This is a genomic window from Stenotrophomonas sp. SAU14A_NAIMI4_8 (genome assembly GCF_003086695.1).
Taxonomy (GTDB): Bacteria; Pseudomonadota; Gammaproteobacteria; order Xanthomonadales; family Xanthomonadaceae; genus Stenotrophomonas.
This window is the reverse complement of record NZ_CP025999.1, coordinates 3105649-3131886: the sequence shown is the minus strand read 5'-3', so window position 1 is coordinate 3131886 and position 26238 is coordinate 3105649. Positions and strand designations below refer to the sequence as shown.

The 26238-nt window shown below is 64.2% G+C and carries 25 protein-coding genes and 1 pseudogene; 5 read left to right on the top strand and 21 right to left on the bottom strand.

The window, feature by feature from the left end; genetic code table 11:
• Positions 1–4 precede the first annotated feature (4 nt).
• Positions 5–2566, bottom strand: a complete 2562-nt coding sequence (gene mprF / locus C1930_RS14355) for a bifunctional lysylphosphatidylglycerol flippase/synthetase MprF (protein ID WP_108756843.1) — start codon at positions 2564–2566, stop codon at positions 5–7.
• 190 nt (positions 2567–2756) lie between these two features.
• Between mprF and C1930_RS14350 the strand changes: the two genes are divergently transcribed.
• Positions 2757–3104: a RidA family protein gene (locus C1930_RS14350; RefSeq protein WP_108750666.1), complete on the top strand. Its 348-nt coding sequence runs from the start codon at positions 2757–2759 to the stop codon at positions 3102–3104.
• A gap of 111 nt (positions 3105–3215) precedes the next feature.
• On the opposite strand, the gene C1930_RS14345 is transcribed toward C1930_RS14350, so the two are convergent.
• From C1930_RS14345 to C1930_RS14305, 9 genes are all read right to left on the bottom strand, one after another.
• Positions 3216–3575: a hypothetical protein gene (locus tag C1930_RS14345; protein ID WP_108772025.1), complete on the bottom strand. Its 360-nt coding sequence runs from the start codon at positions 3573–3575 to the stop codon at positions 3216–3218.
• A gap of 489 nt (positions 3576–4064) precedes the next feature.
• The gene (gene rnfB / locus C1930_RS14340) at positions 4065–4478 is read right to left on the bottom strand and encodes an Rnf electron transport complex subunit RnfB (protein ID WP_108756841.1); all 414 of its coding nucleotides are present in this window, start codon (positions 4476–4478) and stop codon (positions 4065–4067) included.
• A 23-nt stretch (positions 4479–4501) separates the two neighbouring features.
• Positions 4502–5092, bottom strand: a complete 591-nt coding sequence (locus C1930_RS14335; RefSeq protein ID WP_108750664.1) for an HAD family hydrolase — start codon at positions 5090–5092, stop codon at positions 4502–4504.
• 75 nt (positions 5093–5167) lie between these two features.
• Complete coding sequence (metG, locus tag C1930_RS14330) at positions 5168–7249, bottom strand: methionine--tRNA ligase (RefSeq protein WP_108772024.1); 2082 nt, start codon at positions 7247–7249, stop codon at positions 5168–5170.
• Between the two features lie 102 nt (positions 7250–7351).
• The gene (locus C1930_RS14325; protein ID WP_108750662.1) at positions 7352–7801 is read right to left on the bottom strand and encodes a DUF2147 domain-containing protein; all 450 of its coding nucleotides are present in this window, start codon (positions 7799–7801) and stop codon (positions 7352–7354) included.
• 592 nt (positions 7802–8393) lie between these two features.
• Complete coding sequence (locus C1930_RS14320) at positions 8394–8795, bottom strand: VOC family protein (RefSeq protein ID WP_108772607.1); 402 nt, start codon at positions 8793–8795, stop codon at positions 8394–8396.
• A complete protein-coding gene (locus C1930_RS14315; RefSeq protein WP_108772023.1) occupies positions 8792–10699 on the bottom strand; it encodes a DUF885 family protein in 1908 nt (635 codons plus the stop codon). The genes C1930_RS14320 and C1930_RS14315 overlap by 4 nt, the downstream gene beginning before the upstream one ends.
• A gap of 94 nt (positions 10700–10793) precedes the next feature.
• Complete coding sequence (locus C1930_RS14310) at positions 10794–11591, bottom strand: queuosine precursor transporter (RefSeq protein ID WP_108753763.1); 798 nt, start codon at positions 11589–11591, stop codon at positions 10794–10796.
• Entirely contained in the window at positions 11588–12271 is a 684-nt protein-coding gene (locus tag C1930_RS14305) for a DUF502 domain-containing protein (RefSeq protein ID WP_108750658.1), read from the bottom strand. Before C1930_RS14305 ends, C1930_RS14310 begins: the two co-directional genes overlap by 4 nt.
• Positions 12272–12345: 74 nt before the next feature.
• On the opposite strand from C1930_RS14305, the gene C1930_RS14300 reads away from it, so the two are divergent.
• The gene (locus tag C1930_RS14300; RefSeq protein ID WP_108772022.1) at positions 12346–13623 is read left to right on the top strand and encodes a hypothetical protein; all 1278 of its coding nucleotides are present in this window, start codon (positions 12346–12348) and stop codon (positions 13621–13623) included.
• Between the two features lie 22 nt (positions 13624–13645).
• On the opposite strand, the pseudogene C1930_RS14295 reads toward C1930_RS14300, so the two are convergent.
• Positions 13646–13969 (bottom strand): annotated as a pseudogene (locus C1930_RS14295) (DUF4442 domain-containing protein); the annotation flags it as partial.
• Positions 13970–14272: 303 nt separating this feature from the next.
• Between C1930_RS14295 and C1930_RS14290 the strand changes: the two are divergent.
• Positions 14273–15334, top strand: coding sequence for a PIN domain-containing protein (locus C1930_RS14290; protein WP_108772020.1), 1062 nt, complete (start codon positions 14273–14275; stop codon positions 15332–15334).
• A 257-nt stretch (positions 15335–15591) separates the two neighbouring features.
• Here C1930_RS14290 and C1930_RS14285 read toward each other — a convergent pair whose 3' ends face one another.
• The 9 genes from C1930_RS14285 to C1930_RS14250 form a co-directional block, all read right to left on the bottom strand.
• Complete coding sequence (locus C1930_RS14285; RefSeq protein ID WP_234412670.1) at positions 15592–15798, bottom strand: hypothetical protein; 207 nt, start codon at positions 15796–15798, stop codon at positions 15592–15594.
• Between the two features lie 163 nt (positions 15799–15961).
• Entirely contained in the window at positions 15962–16588 is a 627-nt protein-coding gene (locus C1930_RS20330) for a hypothetical protein (protein ID WP_159093618.1), read from the bottom strand.
• Positions 16589–16622: 34 nt separating this feature from the next.
• Positions 16623–19121, bottom strand: a complete 2499-nt coding sequence (locus tag C1930_RS14275) for a fimbria/pilus outer membrane usher protein (RefSeq protein WP_108772018.1) — start codon at positions 19119–19121, stop codon at positions 16623–16625.
• 119 nt (positions 19122–19240) lie between these two features.
• Positions 19241–19921 carry a hypothetical protein gene (locus tag C1930_RS14270; protein WP_108772017.1) on the bottom strand — a complete coding sequence of 227 codons (681 nt, stop codon included), beginning with the start codon at positions 19919–19921 and terminating at the stop codon, positions 19241–19243.
• A gap of 44 nt (positions 19922–19965) precedes the next feature.
• Entirely contained in the window at positions 19966–20658 is a 693-nt protein-coding gene (locus tag C1930_RS14265; RefSeq protein ID WP_159093617.1) for a DUF1120 domain-containing protein, read from the bottom strand.
• Between the two features lie 258 nt (positions 20659–20916).
• Complete coding sequence (locus C1930_RS14260; protein WP_199912365.1) at positions 20917–21744, bottom strand: fimbria/pilus chaperone family protein; 828 nt, start codon at positions 21742–21744, stop codon at positions 20917–20919.
• A gap of 167 nt (positions 21745–21911) precedes the next feature.
• Entirely contained in the window at positions 21912–22052 is a 141-nt protein-coding gene (locus tag C1930_RS20325; protein WP_159093616.1) for a hypothetical protein, read from the bottom strand.
• 1102 nt (positions 22053–23154) lie between these two features.
• A complete protein-coding gene (locus tag C1930_RS14255; protein WP_108772015.1) occupies positions 23155–23709 on the bottom strand; it encodes a cyclin-dependent kinase inhibitor 3 family protein in 555 nt (184 codons plus the stop codon).
• Between the two features lie 80 nt (positions 23710–23789).
• Entirely contained in the window at positions 23790–24326 is a 537-nt protein-coding gene (locus C1930_RS14250) for an NIF family HAD-type phosphatase (protein WP_234412669.1), read from the bottom strand.
• 893 nt (positions 24327–25219) lie between these two features.
• On the opposite strand from C1930_RS14250, the gene C1930_RS14245 reads away from it, so the two are divergent.
• Positions 25220–25495: a helix-turn-helix transcriptional regulator gene (locus C1930_RS14245; protein WP_108772605.1), complete on the top strand. Its 276-nt coding sequence runs from the start codon at positions 25220–25222 to the stop codon at positions 25493–25495.
• Positions 25496–25608: 113 nt separating this feature from the next.
• Positions 25609–25812 carry a hypothetical protein gene (locus C1930_RS14240; RefSeq protein ID WP_108772013.1) on the top strand — a complete coding sequence of 68 codons (204 nt, stop codon included), beginning with the start codon at positions 25609–25611 and terminating at the stop codon, positions 25810–25812.
• Positions 25813–25935: 123 nt separating this feature from the next.
• On the opposite strand, the gene C1930_RS14235 is transcribed toward C1930_RS14240, so the two are convergent.
• Positions 25936–26238, bottom strand: coding sequence for a hypothetical protein (locus tag C1930_RS14235; protein WP_108772012.1), 303 nt, complete (start codon positions 26236–26238; stop codon positions 25936–25938).

The following is a 26238-nucleotide window of genomic DNA, read 5'->3' as shown; positions in this document are numbered from 1 at the left end:
ACGGTCACCCGCGCCGCGGGTCCAGCGAAATCAACCGGGTGGCATCGAGCAGCGCCGCCGGCAGGTGCATGCCACCCGGCGCGGCCAGATAACGCGGCCGCCACTGCGGGGCGAACTTCGACTTGAAGCGGCGCAGGCCGCTGAACCCATAGAAGCGCTCGCCGTGCCGCGCCAGCAGCCCGGCCAGCCGGTTCCAGCGCCCGGCCAGACGGTGCTGGGCCAGCCCGGACAGCGGCGCCATGCCCAGCGAGAAGCGCGCATAGCCTTGTGCACGGCCCCACAGGAACAGCTCGATGAACAGGAAATCCATCGTGCCCTTCGGCGCCTCGTTCACATGGCGCATCAGGTCCACCGACAGCTCAGCACCCGCCGGTGCCTGCCACAGGTTGGCGAAGGCCACGATCTGGCCTTCGGCTTCGACCAGGGCGATCGGGAAGCGCGCCAGATAGGCCGGGTCGAAACTGCCCAGCGAGAAGCCCTTCTCATCGCCGGCCTTGTCTTCCAGCCAGGTGTTGGAAATGGCCTGCAGGCGCGGCAGCAGGGCAGGGATTTCCTCCACCGGCGCCACCCGGAAGCTGAGGCCGCCGCGCTTGCCACGGTTCCAGGCCTGGCGCAGGTCGGCACGCTCGCGCCCTTCCAGGCCGAAATCATGCAGCGGCACCATTGCTTCTTCGCCCAGCTTCACCAAGCCCAGGCCCAGGTCCAGATAGGTCTGCCAATAGGCCTCACCCACCTGGTAGAACACCGGGCGCAGGCCCAGCCGGTCGGCTTCTTCGCGGAAGCGCCAGATCAAGGCGCGGGCCACCTCGGGCGGGCCGACCGGGTCGCCCATCGCGATCAACGAACCGCCGTAGCGCTGCATCATCACGAAGCCCTGCTGGGCTTCGTCGCGCAGCACCGCCTTGTCGGCGGTCAGCACCAGGCAGGCCTGGGTGTCGGTGGCGCCAGCCAGCACCGGGGCCAGTGCCTGCAGGGTGGCATCGTCGGCCGCCGGCAGCGGCGTGCGGGTGCTGTGCAGCAGTCGTGCCAGGCCGAAGATCACCAGCGCGATGGCCACTACCAGCAGCGCACGCAGGGCGCGCGGTGCATTGCCGGACAACGCGAACTGCCACCACAGCTCGTTCTGGTATTCCACGTGGCTGTAGGTGAAGAACAGCAGCCAGGTGACCGCCACCAGCACCAGGCCCAGGTTGCGCAGCCACGGCCACGACCAGGCCTCGTCCAGCAGTGCGCCCTGGCGGTAGAACTCGCGGCGCGCCGCCCACAGGGCCATCGCCACCAGCAGCGCAGAGAGTGCGATCAGCGGCTGGCCACCGCGCAGCCAGATCGGCAGTGGGGTGATCACGCAGATCGCCATGGCCAGCATCCAGGCCGCATGGCTGCGCCGGGCCAGGCCCTGGCCGATCAGCAGCAGGGCCACGCCGGTCAGGCTGCCGATCAGGTGCGAGGTTTCCAGGATCGGCAGCGAGGCGTTCAGCAGGTGCCGGCGCGGCGTGGGCAGGGTGCCGTCGATCACCAGCGCCGCGCCCACGCTGAAGGCGGCCAGCGCGATGATCTGCGGCAGCCACGGGCGCAGGGCATGCCAGCCGGCACGGGTGGCACCGGCGCCGGCCTTGAACGGCTGGCGCAACGCCGGCGCGAGGGCCAGCAGGGTGGCCAGCAGCAGCGGCAGCACGTAATAGGTCACGCGGTAGATCAGCGCGGCGGCCAGCACGGCGGCCGGGGCCACCTGCGGCAGCAGCTTCAGCAGGCTCCATTCGAACACGCCCAAACCGGCCGGCACCGTGGACACCAGCCCGGCCAGCACTGCCACCAGATACAGGCCGACGAAGCCGGGCAGGCCGGTGGGGGTGGAGTCGGGCAGCAGCACGTAGAAGGCGGCACTGGCCAGCACCAGTTCCACCACGCTCAGTGCGGTCACCCCCAGCATGGTGCGGCGGTCGGGCAGCCACAGGCCATGGCCGAATATCTGGAAGGTACGGCCATGGCGGCCGACCAGCAGCACGGTCAGCGCGTAGGCCGCCAAGGCGACGATGCCGACCACGCGCACGGCGGTCGGGTCCAGCGGCAGGGCCAGCGCTGCCGCGGCCGGTTCCATGCACAGGGCCAGGCCCATCAGCAGCCACGCACCGAACACGAAGCCCAGCGTGCTCATCAACACCACTTGGCCGATCTGCGCCAGGTCCAGGCCGGCGCTGCGGTAGCCGCGCAGCCGCACCGCGCCGCCGGTCAGTGCGGCAAAGCCCACGGTCTGGCCCAGGGTGTGGGCCAGGAAGGCGGTGATGCCGATGCGGGCCGGATGCACGCGGATGCCGCTGCGGCGCAGGCCGATGGCATCGAAGCCGATCAGGCAGGCATAGCTGGCCAGGCCCAGCAGCACGGTCAGCGCGATCTGGCCCAGGCTGAGGTTCTGGAACGCGTGGCGGATGGCGCGGTAGCCGTTCTCGTCGAACTCGTTGGCCAGCCCATGCAGGGCCAGGGCCAGGATCAGCAGCGGGATGACGATGGTGGCGACGCGTTTCCAGGTGGAAGCGGCGGAGGGCGTGGAATCGGTGGGGGCGGTCATCGGCGCAAGGGTGCGTCAGTGGGGGCGAGGGCGGTGTCAACGCAGCGTGGCGCATCGTGCGCCTGTCGCCGCCGTTTGACCAGCGCCGGACTGTGCGCAGGCTGGCCGGATGCAGTGGCCGCGCCGGGCACACACTTCGCACGCCGGGTGGGTGAGAATGCAGGTCTGTCCACCCGCAGGAGCCACGCCCATGATGGAGCGTTACGACGTCGGACCGCGTATGTCCGAAATGACCGTGCACAACAAGGTCGCCTACCTTTCCGGCCAGATTCCGGAAGACACCAGCCAGGACATCACGGGGCAGACCCGGCAGGTGCTGGCCGAGATCGACAAGCTGCTGGCACTGGTGGCCAGCGACCGCCAGCACGTGCTGCGTGCGGAAGTGTTCCTGGCCGACATCGCCGATTTCGACGGCATGAACAAGGCGTGGGATGAGTGGGTGGTTGAAGGCGCAACCCCGGCCCGCGCCACGTTCGAGGCCAAGCTGGCGCACGCCGAGTGGAAGGTCGAGATCGTGATCACGGCGGCCGTGCCGTAACGCTGTTCAGGGTCAGCGCCCTTTTCTGCGAAAAGGGATCTGACCCCGTCCGTGCCGTAATCCTGCTGGGGTCAGATCCCTTTCCGCAGGAAAGGGCTCTGACCCCTTCAACTAGCGTGGCTGCAGCTGCGCACTGGCCTGCGCGCACAGGCCGATAGAGGCCAGCATCAGGCCTTCCATCACACGGTCGCCGACGTGTTCCTGCACCTCGCCGTTCTGGCGGGTGCGTTCGGCGGCCAGCATGATTTCCTGCACCACGCGCAGCCCGGCCAGGGCGCAGTCGGCGTCGGCCAGGGCGCGTTGCCGGCCCGGTTGTTGGGCGTGCTCGGGCCAGGGTTGGCCATCGGCGGCGCTGCCGTGGCCGATGGCGCGCAGGGTCGCCGCCAGGGTGTTGGGGTTGCAGGTGTCTGCCGCATCGCCAGGGGCGGGCGCGGTGCGCGCGTGCAGGTGGGAAATGTCGGGTGTCTTCATGGCAGTGCTCCGTGCAAGGCATTCGGTAGCCGCCACGTGAGGGTGGCGGACGGAGACGTGGCTCGAAAACCGGGACGCAAGACGAAACCGGTGGGCGCGAAGACCCCCACGCTCCGCCCGCCATAGCCGGCAGACGGATTGCCAGCCGGCGCCACGCAATGTGACGCCGGCTGGCAAGCGTGAACAACGTCTTACGTCGCGGGTTTTCGAGACCCGGCCACTCGTTATCAGTGGCACGCCATCTATAGCCGTGCTGCGGCCGAATGCCCATCAGAATCGTTGCATTCCACTTCGCAGCAGGACGCTTGCGGCAGTGTTGCATCGGGTTGATGGTTGCCATGCCGCTGCGCCGCAAGCGCCTCGACCGAGCGGGCAATCTGCGACAAGTGTCGTGCTTGCGCGGACGTGGGGCGCGGCGGTGTGGGTCGATTGCGACTAGCTTCGCGGAATGGGGTCAGAGCCCTTTTCTACGAAAAGGGATCTGACCCCTTACAAAAGCTGCAGATCGATGCAGTCCACCGGGCACGGCGGAATGCACAGCTCGCAGCCGGTGCACAGGTCGGCAATGACGGTGTGCATGTACTTGGCGCCGCCGACGATCGCATCCACCGGGCAGGCCTGGATGCATTTGGTGCAGCCGATGCAGTCCGCTTCCACGATCACCGCCACCTGCGGTGGCTTGTGCGCGCCGCGCGTGCGGTCGAACGGCACGGCAGCTACGCCCAGCACCTGTGCCAGTGCGCGCGCCCCGGCATCGCCGCCAGGCGGGCAGCGGTCCACGCCGGCGTCGCCACGGGCCATGGCCTGCGCGTACGGGCGGCAGCCATCAAAGCCGCATTGGCCACATTGGGTCTGCGGCAACAGGCGGTCCAGGCGTTCGGTCAAGGGCGGGATCAGGCTCATGCGTGGCGAAGGCTGCGCGTTGGTTATTTCAGGGGCTTGCCGCGGTACCAGCGCTCGTGGGCGAGGGCCAGCATGGGGCGGTCTTCGTAGCTGTCGCCGTAGGCGTGGATGCGCACATAGCGTGACAGGTCGAAGCGGCGGCGGATGTGGTCGACCTTGCGCGGGCCACAGTCGCCGTCGGCGTAGCGCCCGGTCAAACGGCCGTCCTGGCTTTCCAGCCGGTTGCAGATCAACTGCAGGCCCCACTGTTCGCACCACGGCCGCAGGTACAGATCCAGCGAACCGGACACCACCACCACGGTGTGCTGCTGTTCCTTGTGCCAGCGGATCTGTTCCAGCATTTCCGGCCGCATCACCTCGGGCAGCACCTCGCGGGCGAAGCCGGCGGCCAGCGTGGCGATGTCATCGGCGTGGCGTTCGCTGAAGGTCAGGCGGGTCACCCGCGCGCGGATGCGTTCGGCGGAAATGATGCGCAGGCGGTAGGCCAGCAACCATGGGCCCACCTTCCACCACGCACGCGCCAGCTGTTCGGGCGTGGCCACGCGGCGCACGAAGCGGCCATAGGTATCGCAGGTGGTGATGGTGTGGTCGAAATCGAACAGCGCCAGCTCCATCCTGCTCTCTCCCATGGCGGTGCCTTCCGTGGCGGTGTGCGGATCGGGCGCGGCGCGGGCCGCGCCCGGGGTGCCTCAGCGGACCGGCATGCCGGGCTGCGCGCCGCTGTCGGCGTCCAGCAGTGCCAGCGCGCCGCCGTCGAAACCGGCCGACAGGATCATGCCTTCGCTCAGGCCGAAGCGCATCTTGCGCGGGGCCAGGTTGGCAATGAACACCACGCTGCGGCCGACCAGCGCTTCCGGTTCGCCGTAGCTGGCGCGGATGCCGGAGAAGATCTGGCGCTTGCCCAGGTCGCCGGCGTCCAGCTCGAAGCGCAGCAGCTTGTCCGAGCCTTCCACGAATTCGCACACCAGCACCTTGCCGATGCGCAGGTCGAGCTTGGCGAAATCGTCGATGCCGATGTAGGCCGGCGCGTCGGCGCTGTTGGCTTCGTCCTTGGCCGGGGCCGGGGCGGCCGGCTTGGCGGCCTCGGGCTTGGCGGCGGGGGCGGCAGCGGCGGCCGGCTGCAGGGTGTCCTTGGAGGCGTCGATCATGGCGTCAATCTTCTTCGGGTCGATACGGGTGAACAGCGGGGTGTACTCGGCAATGCGGTGGCCCAGCAGCGGCTGTGCCAGCGCGGTCCAGTCGTTGACCGGTGCGGCCAGGAACGCTTCGGCCTGGGCGGCGGTGGTCGGCAGCACCGGCTTCAGCGCAGTCACCAGCACGCGGAACAGGTTCAGGCCCTGGCTGCAGACCGCCTGCAGCTGCGCATCGGCGCCTTCCTGCTTGGCGATCACCCAGGGCTTCACATCGTCGATGTAGCGGTTGGCTTCGTCGGCCAGGGCCATGGTCAAGCGGATGGCCGCGGCCGGATCGTTGCGCTCGTAGGCTTCGCGGATCGGTGCCAGGCCATCGACGAAACGCTGGTACTGCGCCGCGTCGGGCAGCTGGGTGGCCAGCAGGCCGTCGAAGCGCTTGCTGATGAAGCCGGCGCAGCGGCTGGCCAGGTTGACGAACTTGCCAACCAGATCGGCGTTGACGCGGGCGATGAAGTCGCCCAGGTTCAGGTCCAGGTCGTCCACGCCGCCGCTGGTCTTGGCCGCGTAGTAGTAGCGCAGCGCTTCCGGTTCCAGGCCGGCGTCCAGGAAGGTGCGCGCCATCACGAAGGTGCCGCGCGACTTGCTCATCTTGGCGCCGTCCACGGTCAGGTAACCGTTCACGTGCAGGCGGGTGGGCGCGCGGTGGCCGGTGCCATGCAGCACGGCCGGCCAGAACAGGCCGTGGAAGTTGACGATGTCCTTGCCGATGAAGTGGTGCAGTTCGGTGCTGGTGCCGGCGCGCAGGTGCGCGTCGAAGTCTTCGCCCAGCTTGCCGCACAGGGTCTGGAAGCTGGACAGGTAGCCGATCGGCGCATCCAGCCAGACGTAGAAGTATTTGCCCGGCTGGCCGGGAATCTGGAAACCGAAGTACGGCGCATCGCGCGAGATGTCCCACGCGCGCAGGCCGCCTTCGGCGTTCAGCCACTCACCCAGCTTGGCCTTCACGCCCGGCAGGGCGACGTCGCCGGCCAGCCATTCGCGCAGGAACGCATCGAAGTGGCCGACCTCGAAGAAGAAGTGTTCCGAATCGCGCATCTCCGGGGTGGCCCCGGAAATGACCGAACGCGGTTCCTTCAGGTCGGTGGGCGCGTAGGTGGCGCCGCACACTTCGCAGTTGTCGCCGTACTGGTCGGCGCTGCCGCAGTTGGGGCAGATGCCCTTCACGTAGCGGTCGGGCAGGAACATGCCCTTGGCCGGGTCGTAGAACTGCGCCACCGAGCGACGGCTGATGTGGCCGGCCGCTTCCAGCTTCAGGTAGAACTGTTCGGTCAGCGCCTTGTTGGCCGCCGAGTTGGTCGAATCGTAGTGGTCGAAGGCCACGCCGAAGGCGGCAAAGTCACGTTCGTGGCTGGCCTGGATGTTGGCGATGAAGGTTTCCGGGGTGACCCCGGCCTTCTCGGCGGCCAGCATGATCGGCGTGCCATGGGTGTCGTCGGCGCAGACGAACCAGGCCTTGCCGCCGCTCATTCGCCGCGCGCGCACCCAGATGTCAGCCTGGATGTAGCCGACCAGATGGCCCAGGTGCAGCGGGCCGTTGGCGTAGGGCAGGGCGGTGGTGACGAGCGCGGTACGGGTCATGGTCGCGGGGTGCAGCCGAGGGGAACCGCAGATTATCGCACGCCCGCAACGTCGTGACCCGGCCGGGGCCGGGTCACGGAGTGTTGCGCGGGGTGGGGCGGGTTACTCGCGCACCCAGGTCTGCGCGCGGCAGATGAATGCGATGCAGCCGGACACGTCCAGCTTGCCGCCGCCGGGCTGCAGTTCGATCTTGGACTTGTAGGTCTTGCCGTTGGCCGGGTCCAGGATGGTGCCGCCGGACCACTTGCTGTGGCTGCCCTTGTCCTGCGACAGGTTCCACAGGATGGTCATGCCCTTCACCGGCTTGTTCTTGTTGGCGCCTTCGCAGCCATCGCAGACCGGGTTCGGGCCCTTGTCCGAATGCAGGATGTCGACCACCTTGCCAGACAGCGTGCCGTTGGCGGCCTGGGTGATCTCGACGATCGACTTCACCTTGCCGGTCTTGTCGTCGATGGTCTTCCAGCGGCCGGCGGCACTGTCGGCGGCCTGCGCCGAGAGCGCGGCCAGGCACAGCGGCAGTGCCAGCAGCAGGGTCTTGAAGGTCTTGCGCATGGTCCCCTCCCAGGGTTCATTCCGGCACGATGCCGGTACAGGGCGACTGTATACCCATTCGGGTGGGTATGGGGAAGAGGGAGGGCTTTGCAGGGCTGCGCCCTGCACCCGCAGAGGCGGAAGCCGAAGGGTAGGTGTCGACCTTGGTCGACACCGGGTCGGAGCCCGTTGCTGCGCAACGGGCTCTGACCCCACCGGGCATCGCGTGGATGGGGTCAGAGCTGGGCTGCGCCCTGCACCTGCCGAAGCCGAAGCAAGGGCGGCATTCCGTGGAATGGCGGGGCGGTGTGGGCTTGCAGGACACGCCGTAAACCCGTCCATGGGGGCTCGTAGGCGCCTTGCTCGTGCGCGCTGTCCTGCGCGCACGGCAAGACCGGGGTTGGGCGTCCTGCCCAACCCGCCCGAGGCATGCCTCGGGCCCATGGCGCCTGCGGTCCTGCAAGCCCACACCGCCCCGCCTCTGACAGTTTCCCGCGGTCTGTCGGAACGACAGGGGGTCGGATCCCGTTGCTGTGCAACGGGCTCTGACCCCATTGGGGAGCGCGTGGATGGGGTCAGAGCCCTTTCCTGTGGAAAGGGATCCGACCCCGGCTCAGACGACTTCGTACAGTTCCAGCGGCAGGCCGTCGGGGTCGACGAAGAAGGTGAAGCGGGCGCCGGTGTATTCGTCCACGCGGATCGGTTCGCAGGCCACGCCGTGGTCGGCCAGGCGCTGGATGAACGGTTCCAGTGCGGCCACCCGGAAGGCCAGATGGCGCAGGCCCTGTGCTTCGGGCCGGCTGGGCCGCGGTGGCGGTGCGGGGAACGAGAACAGTTCCAGCTGTCCACCGTCGGGCAGGGCCAGGTCCAACTTCCACGAGTCGCGTGCGGGACGGTGGTTTTCGGCCAGCACGCGCAGGCCCAGCACGCGCACGTAGAACTCCTTCGAACGCGCGTAGTCGCTGCAGATCAGCGCCGCATGGTGGATGCCCAGCAGTGCGCCGGCCTCGCTCATGGCGTGGCCGCTGCGGCGGGCTGGGCCATCCAACGGTCCATCTTGCGACCCAGGACATCCAGCGGCATCGAGCCGTCCTTCAGCAGTTCGGCATGGAAGCGGCGCAGGTCGAACGCAGCGCCCTGCTGCGCGCGGGCCTTGTCGCGCAGGGCGACGATGGTGGTCAGGCCGGCCACGTTGGACAGGGCCTGGCCGGGCTGGGCCATGATCCGCTCCACTTCGGCGCTGGCATCGTCGGCGCTCATGTCTGCATTCTTCTGCAGATAGCTGACCGCCTGCTGCTTGCTCCAGCCCTGCGCGTGCACGCCGGTGTCGGCCACCACGCGGGTGGCGCGCAGCAGGCGCGAGTAGAGGTAGCCGATGCGGTCGTAGGGATCGTTGTAGGCGCCCAGCTCATCGCCCAGGGTTTCCGCATACAGGCCCCAGCCTTCAATGAAGGCCACATCGCCACCCTGGCGGCGGAAGCGCGGCAGCTTGGCCAGTTCCTGCTGCAGGCCCAGCTGCACGTGGTGGCCGGGAATGGCTTCGTGCAGGTACTGCACCGGCACGCTCCAGCGCTTGCGGCTGGGCAGGTCGCGGGTGTTCACGTAAAGCACGCCCGGCTGTCCGGCCGGCGACGGCTGGTAGGCGGCTGCGGCGGCAGCCAGGGCGCGTTCCGGATCGACCGGGCGGATCTCCAGCCCGGCCTTGGGCAGCGTATCCAGCACCTGCGGCAGGCGCGTGGACACCTGCTGCTGCACCTGGCGGTAGCGGTTCAGCAGGTCGTCGGCGTTCACGTACTGGAACTGGCGATCATTGCGCATGCTCTTCAGCAGCTTGGCCTGCGAACCACGCAGTTTGTTTTCCTTCATCACCGCGGCGATCTGCGCCTGCAGCTCCTGCACGCGCTGTTCGCCCAGCGCATGCAGCTGCGCGGCGGTCTGGTCGCTGGCGGTGGTCTGCACGATCAGGTTGGCGTACCAGGCCTGGCCATCGGGCAGCGCGCCCAGGCCGGTGCTTTCGCGGGTGGCCGGCAGGTATTCGGTGGCGATGAAACCACGCAGTGCGCGGTAGGCCGGCATGATGCGCAGTTCGATCATGCGCTTGTACTCGGCGCTGATGCGCGCCTTGTCTTCGGCGGCAATGCTGTCGGGCATGGTGCGGATGGGCGACCAGAAGATGCTTTCCTCGGCGGTCGGCTTGATCACTGCATCCAGCTGCGGCAGCACCTTTTCCATCAGGTCGCGCGGCTGCACCACGCCGGCCTTCATGCCCTGGCGCATGTTGTCGATGGCCTGGTCGAACAGCGGGGGAATGCCCAGCGAACGGCGCGACCAGGTGTCGTAGTCCTGCACGGTGTTGAAGGGCTGGGCGCCGGCACCGGCACCGAGGATCGCCATGATGCTGCCGATGTTGTAGTACTGGCTGATCGGCATCATCCAGCTGGGGTAGCGTTCTGCGTCCAGCGTGGCGCGCGCGTCGCGCACGAAGATCTGGTAGCTGAGCAGGTCCTGGCCCTGCAGGCCGTCACTGCCGACCTTTTCAACTTTGCCCAGCCATTCCACGGTGAAATCGTGCGATTGCTGGCGCCAGGCGGCCGACAGGATGTTGGGCAGCTGGTCGTTGTAGCGGGTTTCGCCCTGGAAAGTGGCCTGCAGCGGGTTCAACCGCATCGAGGCATCCCAGTATTCGTCGTACAGGCGCTCCAGCTGCACGGCGCGCGGCACGGCGCGGGCCGGGGCGGTGGGGCGCGGCGCAGCGCGGCGTGGGGCGGCGCGCGGCTTGGCCTTGGGTTTGGCGGCCTGGCGACTCTGCGCGGCGGCGGGGCGGCTGGCCTTCTTCTTCGCTGCTTCGGCCGACGGTACGGCACTGAACAGGAACAACGCAGCGATGGCGGCGGCCAGGACGCGGGGGGAATACGGCATCAGGAGCTTCCGTGGAACACAGACCGTGGAGCTTGCACGATCCGCGCGCGTACGGCCAGCGTGCAGCCGCAGTCAGTTTGCCGGCGCTGGGTATTCAGTCAGCCGCGGCGGCGGCACGCAGATCGGCCGCGCGTTGCGGCCCCAGGTAGCGGGTAATGGCGCGGCGCATCAGGTACAGCAGGGGAATGAGGGCAATCGCAAAGCCCATCTTGTAGACGTAGTTGACGCTGCTGACCGCCAGGAACAACGACGTGGGCCAATGCTGCGGGCCCAGCACGAAGGCGATCCAGATGACCACGAAGCTGTCCACCAGCTGCGACACCGCCGTGGAGCCGGTGGCGCGCAGCCACACATGGCGTTCGCCGGTGGCCCGGCGGATGCGGTGGAACACGGCCACGTCGATCAGCTGGCCAACCAGGAAGGCCACCAGCGAACCAGCAATGGTCCACATGCCCTGGCCGAACACCGCCGCGAAGGCGGCCTGGTAGTCCGGCACGCCGTGGGCGTTCATCGAGGTGACCCACCAGCTGGCCGGGGCCAGCGAGATGGCGGCAAAGGCAAACAGGAAGCCGTAGGCGATCAGCACCACCGCCAGCCACGAGATGAAGCGCACGCCGCGCTTGCCGAAGAACTCGTTGATGGTGTCGGTCATGATGAACACCACCGGCCACAGCAGCGTACCGGCGGTGAAACTGAGCGAGCCGGTCTGGCCGAACAGGTTCCAGTTCAGCGGGTTGATGCCCAGCGTGTCTTCCAGCGCGAAGATCTTCACCCCGATCAGTTCGGCCAGCACCGCGTTGCCGCAGAAGAACGTGGCCAGCACGATGAACAGCAGGACCGCGCGGTCCTGCAGCGGCCGTGCATGCGGGGTGGGCTGCGCCGGCTCGCTCACTCGGCGCGTTCGCCGGCACGGGTGAACGGCACGCTGGCCGGGGCCACGGCACCGCCGGAGATGATGAAGCTCATCGCCTGGTCCACGGTCCAGTCGGTCGGGGTCAGCAGTTCCACCGGCACGATTTCCAGATAGCCCGAGGTCGGGTTCGGCGTGGTCGGCACGTATACCGCGGCCAGTTCGCGGTCGCTGCCCTGTTCCTTGATGACACGGGTGACCAGGCCGACCGATTTCATGTCACGGTGCGGGAAGTCGATCAGCACCACGCGCTGGGTGCTGCCCGGTTCGGTCTGCAGCATGTCCAGCAGCTTCTTGGCACTGTCGTAGATGATGCTGGCCAGCGGAATGCGCTTGATCACCGCGCCCACCCAGCGCAGCAGGCGCTGGCCGACCACGCGCCGGCTGGCCACGCCCACCGCCAGGATCACCAGCAGGGTGGCCAGCAGGGCGATGGTGTTCTGAATCCATTCGGCGCGTACCCAGCCCAGGTAGTGCGGAAAGTTGGTGGCGATCTGTTCGGACAGCGGCACCACCAGCGGGCTGGAAATGCCCGACAGCAGCACGAACACGAACTTCACCACGACCCAGGTCAGCCAGATCGGCAACAGGGTCAGCAGGCCGGTCAGGAACAGGCGCTGCAGGGAGGGGCGGGGAACCAGGGCGGGGGCTTCGAGCGACATGCGCGCATTGTAGCGGTCGCAGCCTGTCGATTACGCTGCCCGATCACGACGGCGGGCTACAGGGCAGGGATGCTGTGTTGAGGATTCTGCGCGGAATCGGTTGGAGCCTGCTGGCCCTGCTGGGGCTGGTGGTGGCGGTGTGGCTGGCGGCGCGGTTCTGGCCGCTGTCGGCCGAGCAGCGCGCGCAGGTGCGCCTGCTGGAAGATGTGCAGCCCCTGCCCGGGCGCAACGGCTTTGCCCTGCTGTGGACGCTGCCGTTCGACGATCTGGATGCTGCGCAGCGCGAGCAGGCCTTGCTGAAGGACGTAGCGCGGTGGCGGGCCGGGCGGGAGCCGGGCATGAACGATTCCCTGTTGGAAGGCACCCAGCCGCAGGTGAAGGCGCAGGTGGGAGTTACCTGTGGGTCGCGCGTACCGGATTGCCTGGCGCGCGTGCGCGCAGATCCGCAGCGCTTCATCGACGGCCATGCCGGCCATGCTGGTCTGCATGGCCGGCAGCAACAGCTGGCCGACTTCGATCGTTTCGATTCCCCGTTCCAGGGGCTGGGTGACCCGCTGATGATGCCGGTGCCGCGCTATCAGCTGCTGATGGAGGGCACCAGCGCACATGCGCTGGCCTTCGTGCAGGGCGATACGGCGGCAGCGCTGGCCGGCAGTTGCCGTTCCCTGCAGCTGGGCAGGCGCCTGATGCACCGTGGTGGCACGCTGCTGGACAGCATGATCGGCGCCGCAAGCGTGCAGGCGAACGCACAGTTGCTGGCCGACATGCTGGTGGAACTGCCGGCCGACCACGTGCTGCCAGCGGTCTGCGAAACGGCACTTCAACCCCTGGCGAGCGAGGAACAGAGCCTGTGCCGCGCGATGCAGGGCGAGTTCGCACTGAGCGAACAGGCCATCGATGCATCGCTGCGGCAGGGCACCAATGTGCTGATGCTGGACCGCAGCCAGACCCGCGCGCGCATCGCGCAGAATTTCGCCTGGGCCTGCGGTGCTGCTGCCGAACGCAGGCTGGCTGAGGACGCGCCGGCGCAGCGCAGCTGGGAACAGCCGTGGGACGTCCGCTGCGTGGCCAATTGGATCGGCTGCACGCTGGCCAGCATCAGCGGCCCGGTGTACCAGGATTACGCCGCGCGCAGCCAGGACAGCGCGGCGCTGGTGCGCCTGCTGGGGGCCCAGCGATGGCTGCGGCAGCAGCCCGATGCCCCGGCACAGGCGCTGGCGCGGCTGCCGGCGCAATGGCGTTCGCCCAGCCGGGTGCCCACGCTGTCGGCCGATGGCCGCCACCTGCAGGTGCCGCGCCGCCAGCGCGACGCGACCGACCAGCTGACGACCATGCTGTCGGTGCCGCTGTAGCTGCCGGCGTGGTGTTGCCGTTTCAGCCGCCGCGTGCCTGCGGCTTCAGGCGCACGTAGACCTGCTTGCGCACGCGCGCGACGACCTCGCCCGATGCATCGACCACGTCGTTGCTGAACCAGCGCAGCACTTTCTCGCCGCCGGCCGCCTCGGCGCGCAGTTCGTCCAGCACCGCGTCATCGATGTGGAAGTGAGTGCGCACGGTGCCGCGACCGGGCTTGAGGAATTCGATGGCACCGGCACGGTCCCAGACGTAGTAGTCGCGGCCCAGCGTATGCAGCAGGCCCAGCATCCAGAACGGGTCGGTCATGGCGAACAGGCTGCCGCCGAAGTGGGTGCCTTGAAAAAAACATGGCTAATGAGCTTCCACATACTTTTTACAAGGGAATACATGTCACAACCCGTGTAAATGAGTTCCTACATAGGTTTCGGTCGTTCCCGTCAAGACCAGCCGGGCCCGGTCTCCTTGGAGAAGAGACAAGGCCTGATTGGATACCCAGCGGCTGGCGGGATGCATACTGTGTCCCCCAACCCTTGCCGATCACCTCGTTGATTTGTTGACTTAGCCCTCGATGCGGCTTCTGGCGGCAGGACAGTGGTGCCGTCTCATGGAAGCGGGCGATCAGGGCACATACTGGGACTTCATCAGATGGCAGTCGCAAATGCTCGTCGTCTATTCGTAGATGCCAATATCTGGATCGCTTGGGGCCAAGGTTTCGCGAAGGCGGAAGCGACGACGCTGACTGAGCTGATCAATCACGGCTTGGTCAAGCTGGTGTCCACCGACCTGACCCTGATGGAGATCGCCAAGCGCTTCAGAAACAACGATATCGCCGCTTTGGACCCACTGATCAAAGCCGACCTCAAGCATGCCGCCCGTCAGTACCTCCAGCTAGAAATCCCTGGCTTTGATCGCGACAAACTGAGGGTTCAGATCTTTAATCACCATCTGCAAAAAGTGAAGTTGGCAATGTTCTCTCAGTTCCAAGCTGAGGTGCGAAGCATCGACAACGTGAAGCCGTCTCACGTTCTTGAGCAATACACCCATGGGACAGGTCTCTTCGGCCCATCTGGCAAGAAAGACCAGTTCCCAGATGCGTTCATCTTTGCTGCAGTCTCCGGCGATGTGAGCGCTGAAAAGCCCCTAATCGTATGGTCTCAGGATGGAGACTTTGCCATCGCCTGTGAGGAGTCCGGGCACATCACACGCGTTACATCCATGCCTCAGCTATTGGATGCCCTAGGTATCAAGCGTGAGGATGACGCCATCCAAGAGCTATTTGATAGCCAGCCAGAACTGTTCCTGACTGCATTGCAAGAAGAACTAATGGGCTACTCCATTGATGCCGATGACGTCCCAGACGCAAATGTCGAGCTGCTAGAGGTTTTGGACGTGATAAGCATCAACGTCACCTCGGTCTATCGAGCGGGTGAAGGAGAAGGCAAGTACATTGGGTTCGGCAAGTGCGAAGTGCGCGCTCAAGTGGAATTTAACCATCCCGACTGGGATTCGGCGATCTATGACAGCGAGGACAAGGTGCTCATCCCCTTGCACTCAGTCGAAGGCGAAACTGAGCTTGACCTTGGGCCCTACAGCTTCACCTTCCTGGCCGACATCGTCGACGGTCAGGTTGCTCAGATCCACGAGTGCGATATGAAAGAGCGCTGGGGCTTGCGTGGATCCTTGCTTCAGGATCGAGGCTACTTCTAAAGAGCAGCTGAGAGGCTCACGCACCAGCCCCTTTGCTCTGAAGACTGATGCAACTGCCTGACTTCGGCCAAGTCGCGATTGTCCGTATCTGAGCCTGACCTACCCCCGAAAAACCGGGCCAGCGTAATGGATAGAATTCCCCCGGTGGAGTCCTGGCAGGGGGTTCCAATCGGCCCGCCGTTGGTACCATCCTGTGTCTGGATCATCGAAGCACTTGGGTCAGCAGCTGTCAGCTGACCGGATCGCGGGCGGCACCATCAGGCCTGGCTCGCGAACTCAGTACGGGCCGCCTGCAGCACGCGGACTGGATCTGTGGCCAGCACATCGGCCGGGGCGGCATCGTCGAGCAGCACGTTCGATGAGAGGAACCACTCAGCTTCGCCCCAACCAGTGGTGCGACGCAGACCATCCACCTCGCGCTCGAAAGGCCCGTGATCCCGCAGTACCTGCAGGATCTCAGTCAAGTGAGAAGAATCGGCACGTGGACGAGGCATCGTCATTGCCGCAAGTTGGCTTAGCCTCGACGTCATTGCCTTTTCCGTTGATAGAACTTTTCGGACGAAACCATCGCATGCCGCTGCTAGCAGTGATTGCGCGTTGAACCGCGTTGCGCAAGCCGCGGCAGAATCACAACGACAACGGCTGCACCTCGAAACTGCCCTCGCTGTCGAACGGCTGGTCCTGCCGTAGGCGGTCTGTACGGATCAGCACTCTGGCCTCAATCTCCACTTGCAGGGTCAGCTGGGTGACCGGGCCGACCTGACCTTGGGTGACCACCTGAAGTACGTGGTTGGGCTTCCATTCCATCGCATCTATTGGTTGCACCGGTATCGTTACCGGAGACGGGTTAGAGGTGAGTAGGGCAGGGATGCCATCGGCTTGTGCCCGTGCTATTGATACCAGTACCACGCCCGCATCGCCCAAGGGATAGCCCTGTCCACTGCTGTGGGCAGGGGCACGGAAGCGCAGCGCGAAACGTGTGGGCAGCATGCATTGCACCTGCAACGTACGTAGTTGTCGGCCAACCGATGGCGGCCTTTGCGACGTATAGGCGACGGTGTTGGGGAGGTCGTAGGGGTTGATCCGTCCAAAGGCGATGTCCGGATTGTCCAGGCTGATCTGGCATGGCGGCGTGGGTGGCGGGTCGGAGTCGGTCGTAGCGGAGGATTCAAAGGCGGTCAAACCGGCCGCCCCAGCCAGTGCTACCCCCCACTTGCGCAGCCGATATGAAAAGTTGGGAGCTTGCGTGGGCATGCTTGCGGTGTCCGGGTCAGGGGGATAGTTGGCATCACTGGCAGGTGATGTCGGCGGTGTCGTAGAAGGCCTCCGGATCGATTTTTTCCGGAAACTGATATTGGAAGTGGCACTGACGGCCGTTGACATCGCTAGCCAGCAGGGGTGCCTGTAGTTGCACCTCGTTGAGAAAGACCCCGCCGTCGGTGCCGACCGAGCTGATCCATTCGCCGCGCGAGTCGAAGATGGCAGTGCCTTTCTCCAGCGCCTGTCCGTTGCCATCGAGCAGGCGCAGCAGCGCCCGCCGTTTATGCACGACATCGAAGGTGACCTTGGCGACCGCGCCGCGGCCGAGGCGCAACGACTGGATGCCATTGCCGATGTCCACCGTACGCGGCAGGCTGCGCGTGCTCAGCGACAGTCGACCCTTAGCATAGGCCGGCAGACTTGGTGCGATTGCACGGCCGGCCGCGTCGGTCCAGGCAGGGCCATAGGGAGTATCGATGCGGGCATTGCGGATACCCGGCACCGAGATTACGGCGAAGGTGTCCTGCAATGGGTAGGGAGTAAATGTGATCCCCTGGCCATGTAGCACTACACCGCCGGCGAGGCTGCTGCTGAACGAGGAGGCACCCTTCTGTCGGCTGCCATTGAGGTTGATCCGGGTGAACCATGGCAATAGATTAAGTCCAGCTGATGCGCTGCCGCCGCGCCCGCTGTCGGCCGTGGCTGTCAGGTTGTAGGCGACGAGCTCGTTGACCCGCTCGCTGATGTTGGCGCGGGTGCGCAGGCGATCGCCCTGTCGGGCCACGGTGGTATTGACGCTGCGGCTCCCCAGTGGCAGGTTCATCGAAAGGTAGATCGTGCGGTCCTTGTTGCTTCCAATGCGTCGTTCAGAGCTGAGCATGATGCTGGCTCTGCCGATGGTGCGCGACCAGCTGGCGAGTACATTGCCGGAGCTGCGATCGTCGAAACCGAGATAGCGCGAGTACCCCAGCCCGAACGCCCCCAACGCCCGGGCCTGATAAGACAGGTTCAACGACTGCTGCAAGCGTGGACCGTTGCCCGAGTTCTCGCCGCTGCTGACGCGCCACGGCTCTGCCCACGGCACGTCGCTGGCCTGGCGGAAGTGTTGCGTCTGCTGCTGCACCGAGGCTGCCAGTGAAAGCCGGTCGAGCAGCTGCAGGCTGCCGCTGAGCTGCAGCTGGGTACCAAGCTGGCCACCTTTGGGGCGGCGCGAGACAACTTGGCGCAGGTAGACATTGGTGTTGCGTGTGGGCGCTGCGTTGAGACCGGCGGCCACCGCGTGGTAGTTGTTTGTGATGACGGCGCCAGCGGATAGCCCTACCCATTCGCGCAGCGGCACGTTGCCGTGAACGGCGGCCAGCCAGGCATCCTGCGGACGGCTGCCATCGGGGGCGCGCAGGTCCTGGCGGTCGGGCCGGCCAATGGCGAAAGACAGGGAGCGTTCGGGTTGGCTGAAGCCAACATTGAAGCTTCCCGAAGGTACTCCGAAGCTGCGTTGGGAGCTGTCCGCCTCGATTACCGTTACCAGCAGGTCGGCGTTGCTGTCGATGATTGGCAGCTGAGTCAGGGCGAACGGGCCAGGAGGTACCAGCGTGGAAAGAATCAGCCTACCTTTCTGTCGGACCTCCACGCGAGCCTCTGTTTGGGCGATCCCGCTGGCGCTGGCGCCGCCACTCAACGGCTGTTGCAGGGCGGCTTCCGGCAGCAACTGCGCGCCTAACAGGGCAGGCAGCGAGAACAGCTGGCTTGCTGGGTTGATCTGGCCCGCCTGCAGCAGCACGTGCTGCGCAGCGAAGGTTTTCTGCGCGTAGGCGTCAAGATTGCGGAAACGCCGTTGCCCATTGTAATCGCTGTAACTCTGCCGGCTACGCAGGATCCAGCCGTGTGTGTTCAGTCCAGTTTCGGTGAGCACTTGCATGCTACGTGACTGGCCGCCTGCATAATCGCTGCGCGAATTGACCAGGTTGTAGTTGAAGACCGCTGCGGTTCCTCCCGGGCTGTCAGCCAGCGAGCGGTCGGCCGCCATGGGCGCACGCAGCGCGTCGGTGGGCACGATCAATTCCAGCTGATCATTGTCGGGCCGCAGCTTAACCACCGCCTGCGGGTAGTAATCGGCAAGGTTGATGCACCGCGGCGTGGTGCCGCTTTCGGCAGCGGCTGCTTGCGGCCATTGGTCCGCGCCTTTCCCGGGCGGCCCGATCTGCGCCAAGCGCAGCAGCGCGGGCGTTGCGCACAGCTGTCCGTCGCCGTCAAACAGTGCGTTGGTCGTGCCGATGGACGCGCCATTTACCTGCAACGTGACGTAATTGGTGCCCGCGGTGAAGCGCTTTGCCGATGCGAAGTACTTGGCCACATCGGCAGGCAGACCGCGTGATTTGAGAATGTTGGTATTAAAGGTGGCGTTGCCGGAAGCCAGATCCGTTCCTGATAAGGCTGTGCGTCCGGCTTCGGTCGGCGCGGCATCATCGGCGTAAACGCTGGCGCTGCAGGCGGCCGAGACCAGGCTTGCGAGTATTTTCAGCTTCATTGGAAGGGAGGGCCAAACGGAGGGAGCAGGACGCAGTACAGGGGTATGCTGGCGATAAGCGCCGCTGCGTGATCGCAGCGGCGCCCCGGGCACAGCGTGCCAGCCGTGGAGCTCAGTGGTTAAAGCGATACGATCTCGAAGGTCGCACTACCGCTGATGTCGACATTGCCGGTCGTGGGCAGATCGCTGCCTTTGAACAGGGTCGGGTAGACGCGGAAGCCATAAAGGGTACCGGCGCTGTTCGTGGTCGCCACAGTAGTGGTGCCCTGGACCGCCGAGGCCAGGTACGGCTTGCCGTTGTCTAGGTAGCCATTGGTGCCGACGGCCCAGCCGTTCTCGCCATCGGCGCTGAGGATGGCGTCCTGTGCGCTGATGCCCGCTTGAGTGCTGCTGAACTTCATGGTGTAGCCGCCGATGGCATTGCCGGTGCTGGCGTCGATCAGTGCGTAGTAGTTCGCCGGTCCCAAGTTGGTGCCGCGGAAGGGCATGGTGTCGGCGCCCTTCTTGCCGCTGAAGGAGTCGCTCATCTTGACCACTACCTGGGTCGGCGCGCCGCAGGTCACGGTCAGACTGGACAGGATGCTGGTGCCGCCAAAGCTGGCTTCGTTGTAGCTGTCCTGGCTGACCTCACCAAGGTTGATGTCATCGATGGTCATATCAAAACCGCTCACTGCGCTGATATCGCACGGTGCGGTGAGAATCTTGCCGGTGACGCTCATGGTCGCGCTGGTATCGGCAAATGCAGGCGTGATAGCCAGCAATAGGGCAGTTGCCAGGGCGAGTTTGGCATGCAGGTTCATTGTGTTCTCCTTGAATCGAGCGGATGGATGCAGTCGATCCGTGGTTAAAGATATTTCACTTCAATCGTGGTGCTGCCATTCAAGTCAATCTCTTCGGCAGGCAGGTTGTCGGTGGCCGAGATGTTGCCGGCCACGGTCAGCGGGAAGTTGAAGCTGTTTCCTGACATCGAGTTTCCGGTGGCGTCGGCCGCACTGATCACCGGCTTGGTGGCGTCCAGGTATACCGTGCCACTCACTTCGGTCAGGCTGGTGGTATCGACTCCACTCAACATCTTCACTGCGTCACTGGAACCCCCGGCTACCGTGCCGACCGTGACTGTGCCTACCCTGACCGCATAGGCACCAATGGCCGCGTTGTTGCTGGCCCTGCCCAGGCCGGCGTACTGTGCGGTGGGCAGGGTGACCGGGCCGTTACCGAAGTCGAACGAACGGATGTCGGTCGGCTTGCTCGCTTCACTGTTGTCCACCGTGCTGATTGCGATAGCGGTGTTGCCAACGCAGGCGACACTGGCATTCAGCGTTTTTGCTTTGCTGGCCGGCAGCGCGGTAGCACTGGTGTTGCCGAGAGAGCCGCGTGCGATGTCGCCAAAATCCACGGTCGCGTCGGACAGGGCGATGTTGCAGCTTGGGGCAACCAGCGTGCCGCCAACTTTCATGGTGACGCTGTCGGCTGCAAATGCGGGGCTCAATGCACAGCTCAATGCCGATGCAGCGAGGATCCGGGTGGGACGGTTCATCATTGATCTCCAGGTACTAGTAAAAAACGTCAAAGCTGACGTATAGCGCTGTCAGCGGTGCTGACAGCATTGAACGCAACGCCGTGGCATCGCGCCCGCCACGAAACCGTGGTGGTGGGCGCGATCCTTGGGCGGTGCGCTCAAATCCATTTACGCCCGAGCAGAGTCGAACGCGGGCCGAGCGCCTGCAGCGCCGTGGCGGTTGGCGGACACGGTCTGATAATGAGCAGCGGTTGGGTGGGGCCGGGACTACCGGTGTTATTGTGCTGCCGGCGCGAGGTCCACGCGCGGTGGTCCGGCCTGCACGTCGGCGTCGACCGGGTCGGCGAAGTAGCCGTTGAGCGTTGCTGGTGTGTAGCGCACGCCGCGCGCCGCACGCAGGTCGCTGCTGCTGGACAGGGCTACCGATTCCCCCGGGAGGATATAGGTGCGAGGCAGTTTGGCGGGTATTTCACCGGGTTGGAGGGTCAACTCTTGCGACATCCTCACTACGTAGGGCCCGGTATTGCGCACCGCGATCCCGTCCGCGGTGTGGGTCCATTGCAGCAGCTTCCACGGCTGGCCGTTTCTGGCCAGCCCGGCCGGGCGGATGATCACAGGAATGTTCTGGCGGATGTTGACCTGCACCTTGTTCGGGGCGGTCTGCGGAATGCCTTCGAAGGTGGCGCGCTTGAGTCGCTCGGTGGTCAGTGTCTGGTTGGGCTTCAGCAAGAACCGCACCATCTGCGTATTGCCGGCATCCACACGGGTGATCGGCGGTGTCACCAGCAGCAGCGGCGAGGTGTCTTCGGGTACATTGACCACCTCTGAATGCAGCAGCACGGCCTTGCTATCGGTATTTTTCACCGCGATGACGCCTTCACCGTCCTGCGCTTCCACCACGATCACCGAGGTTTCCAGGCGCAGTCCATTGGCGTGGACGGCAGGGCAGGCCAGGGTACACAGGCCGAGCACGAGCGCGCCCAGCCTAGTCGGCACAGTGGACAGAGTAGGGCGTATGTTCTTGCGGGAGGAGGGCATCATAGGGCTGATCAAGGTAATGGCGGCGTCTGCATGTTGCTTGACGCCCAGTGTCGGCTGGCTCATGCTGGTCGGCAGTGGGGTGCCGTGTCAGTGACGCGGGGCGGGTAGCTGCGGCCGTATGATGCCGTGGTGTTGGGTAGCGTTACATAGTGATAGTACGAAAGTTGGTCATATTGAGCGGCCGACTCGATCCAGCAGGCCGGTAGTGCGCATGGCTGCAGCCGGCTGATTTAGAAGCGCAGAAAGATGGTGCCAGAAGTGGAAATCACCTGCTGCATCGGCAGGGGAGAGATCACGTCGGCGCTAACTAGATCAAATTTCATAACACGCTCCAGCGCAAATTTTTCCTGTCTTCTGAGGCGTCCCTTCATTGAGGGCTGCAACTGCAATGACCAGCACTACGCAGGAAGAGGCCGTAGGCGCGCCGCGGCCCAGGTAGGCTTCGACGGAGATCCGCGGCGCCGCGGCCGGCACGCCTACCTGAAGCGCCGCCACACTTTCCTAAACTGTGGGTTGATGAACAGGTAGGGCGTGCGCTCGTAGAGACAGGCAGTGGCATCGGCGGTAATGGGCGGCCATCGGGGTTGTTATAGCTGCCATGCCGCTATGGGAAGCTGAGCTGTTGGCAGTTCGTCTCGAGCTGGTGGAAAAAGCGGCTCAAGCTCAAGAAACCGATAGGCTTCGGATGGCGCCGGCACGTGCGGAGGAGACGCTCAGGCTACAGCGGGCGAAGCTGGTCAATCGTTTGTCGGCTTTGGAGCGTGGCGGGCGGCCAAGGCGATTCGGAGCGGCGTTCTATCAGACGGGAGATCGCAGCCCGGAGGCGCTGACTTGGCTCGAGTGGACGCATCGGCAGGTCCAATGGCTGGATCCCATCTGTTCGAGCCCAAGGTAATCGCCGCCCCCAGAGTTCGTCTGTGCGACTATTTCACTGGCCGGGGATCATGGGAGAGAGATCCGAACGATTGGTGGTACATCGACCCGAAGGAGCAGCCTTCGGAGAGTCAATAGATGAGTTTGAGTATGAGTTTGAAGGGAGGGCCGCTGCGGCAGAAGCCGCAACGCATCTCGATGACAGTGTGACTAAACCGGCACGGTACTCCAGTCAGTGGTACACGCGACTGCATCAAAAAGGCTTTGGCAACGTGGCCCTATCTCTTATGACTCTCCCCTTCAGGCGAAGAGGGAACAGGCAGCTGGGCTGGATGTGGCCGCGCTGAGCTATTGGGTTCCATCCCGCCCAATGTCTGCGGTAGTGGCCACACATGCGCGTTTGACTAGAAGCGTCGTAATGCCCTTCATCTTGCTGGACGACAAGCTATGGAAGGTGCGCCGGCTTGCATAAGCCTTTGGCGGACATTTTATGCTTGTGCGAAAACGTGCAGCCGTGGGCTCCTAGGTCTGCAGAGGGCGGGGCTGCATTTGCATGTGGATCAGTGTCCTCATGTGCAAAATTTCTACTTGGGACGGGCATCAAAATTTGGTTCCCCAGTTGAGAACGAAGTTCTCCTGCTCTAGGGTCTCTAGTGCTCCGGGGCGGACGCGGCGTACTTCGCGTATGACATCGTTTTGAGTGGTAATGGCCCCGCTGTCAATGAGCAGCATGCAGGCGACCGTGCCGGCTCTACCTAGCCCGCCTTTGCAATGAATGACCACCTTTTTCCCACCTAGTAGGGCCTTTGACAGCGAGGGGCCTAGGGTCGACCATGCGAGAAGAAAGCCCGCATCGGGCGCCGCGCCGTCCGCAATTGGGAGACCATGCCATTGAAGGCCGAAGAGAGTGGCGCGATTTGGTAGCTCTGAGATCTGCAACTCCTCGAACTCCCAAGGCTCAATCAGTGACACAAGATGGCTCGCTCCCCAAGAGCAAATTGTCGCTAGATCGGTATCAATGTCTCGGTTCCAAGAACCGGTCCTGGCGTTCGCTTGTTGTTTTCCGGGCGCGAATGTGATGCCCACGGCGCCACCATTGTTCCCTATCGGAAGTTCGGCGATCTGCAGAGGGTGCGATTGACTGGTCTTGATCATGCCTGCGTCCAGCGGAAGATGGGTTGAGACAATAAAGTGATACGTCGGCCCACCTGTCCGGCAACGGCGAGCTCGCACAGCTAGCGCTCGAGGACGCGGCCTTCAGATAGCATCGATACTTTCCTTCGAATTCGTGTCAGGGCAACTTCAAGCCCATCGTCGTGGGGAGAGTAGGGGGACGCGAACAGAGGCGCCTTGATCCAGAACTTCTCCTGCCCGGGATGAATATAGGATTGGTGGTCATCCAAAAGAAGTGCTGTGCCGAGGAGGGGGGAAACCAAGAGGAGATCCTTCGTGCTCCCCAAGCACTGGATGTAATTGGAGTACTTGAACCAGTCCGGTATTTCCCCTTCTTCCGCAAGGAGCGAGAGAATATTCCTGACTTGTGGCTCCGGCACGGTTGTGAACAATACCAACTGGCTAAAAATATCCTTGATCTCACCCAGGAACCGAAGAAGGCCAGGTCTAGGTATCTGACTTACGGCGTTGGATATCAGTGTCCCCTCGAGATCAAGTGCAAGTATGGAAGGCTGAAGCCGTTGAGAGAGTTGGGGCATGAGTTCGTTGCTCCTAAAGATCCATCTGCTGTACTGATCAACTGGAGCCTTAAAGTTCACTCGCAAAGCTGCGGAAGTTGAGCAAGCCAGTAGTCAGGGCCTATTGGTAGGATGCTCTCCAGGGTGATTTCGAGCATTAGTGGACGACGCCAATTGCTGTCAGGCATGAAGCAGAAGTCTGTCTTCTGTAGCGCCCCTGCAGTTTCCTTTAAGGCGAGCCAGTGCGTTCTTTTACGCATTTCTGCGGACATGACTCGGATCGCGGCTTCTTCGTCTCCGCCCGAGGCTAAGTAATGGCTTGCCGCGCCTCGGACGGATGACCAGGCGACATATCGCTTTCGCCCAAGGCTGAGATGAGGCCAATGCTCCTTCTGCTGGGCAATGATCTGATCGACCCATCGAACACTGATCCGATGTCTGCGGAGCAATGAGGTGAGGTAGGCGCAGAGCTCTCGATCAGACAGCTGCCGCCACAGCCAGAGGCGCGCGTGCGCCTCAAGTGTAGAGCGGCCCGAAACCAGCGTTTGGCACAGTGCGGCCTCCAGGTTACCTCGAGCGTGCCAATCGTCAGCATAGGACCAACTGAACGAATCATAGAGCGAGCGCCTGACCCGATCACTTCGAGGAATGGACTGTGCAAGTACACCAGCGCTACCAAGGAAGGTCAGTAGATCCCGAACGACTGACGGGTCTGGCGAGATCTGAGCGCTAACCCTCGTTGAACGCTCAAGCGCACACCATGCGCATGTATAGAAGGGGCCCAGCGATACGACTAAGGCGTCGAGCTCGGGCCACGGGGTAGGGAGGGTCTGTTGGCTATGCCCATAGATCACTCGATCCTCGGCGAATTGGCCAGCCTGGATGCTAGCAAGACAGAGTCGTGGCGTCTACATGATTTTCTTGTATGAGTGCTGTCGGCCATAGATTGCCTTCCGCTCCCAGAGGCGGAACGGATGGCTACCAAGACGATCTACCAGAACGCGTACCTCCGCTTGGTTGGTAAGCTTCGTGAGCGCCGCATGTCGTTGGGGTTTAGCCAGTTGAGGCTGGCAGCTCACCTGGGATGGCCTCAGCAGAAGATCTCGTCCATCGAGAACGGCTCCAGGCGCATGGATGTATTGGAGTTCTGCCTCATTACTTCCGCTCTTGGCTTCTCAAATGAAGAGATTTCCGAACTTGTAGTGGGAGCAAGAAGGGCAGCGCGGAGTAGCCCAATCAAGGTCGATTGACTCAACTGAGGTCGATTGTCGATTGGCAATCGTTGAGTAGACAGCTCGGCCAGCCGTCGGTGTAACCCCTCTGCGAGAGTAGGGGGCACCAGTGAGTCATTTGCGCAGATCACTTGGCGGCAATCCAGTTCGACGGGGGCGTGCTTCTCCCGACTATTGGCGCCATCGCGATGTTTGGCGACGACCTGCTGATTGAGGGCATGCTGCAGCTGATGAACAATGTCGAAGGCGATGTTGTCAGCGTGGATAGCGAGTCGCCGTCATCTATCGACGACCTGATTCGTCTGGGGCCAGCACGCTACCGTCCGAGCCGATAGCCCTAGTGGTGCACCAAAAGCAGGAATGGAATCTTCTGTGGCACCTGGTTTGGTGAGCTGTAATGACACCCTAAGTTCGCTGAATGTTGAGTGGCTCATGCACTCGCGCTGGACTTGTGTGAATCATTCCTCTCGAGCGTGGAGCTGACAGCTGATCCGATTCGTGCATTGATCAAAGCCCAGCTTGAAAGCGTTCGGAAAGTGATTGGGGTCTGCCGAGTGTCCATTGGTCAGATCTTCAACCACGCAGCGCCAAGCGTCTTGGAGGACTTCTCGCTCAGGGGAGGCTGCGATCAAGAGACGGACAGCGTGATCCAGGGCGGTGATGTGGCCGCGCATCGCATGCAGGAGGATATCGCTGTCGACCGACTGTATGCCTGCCGGCGTGTCGACACGTTGCTTGCTTCTGGCGGTCTTGCTATCCAT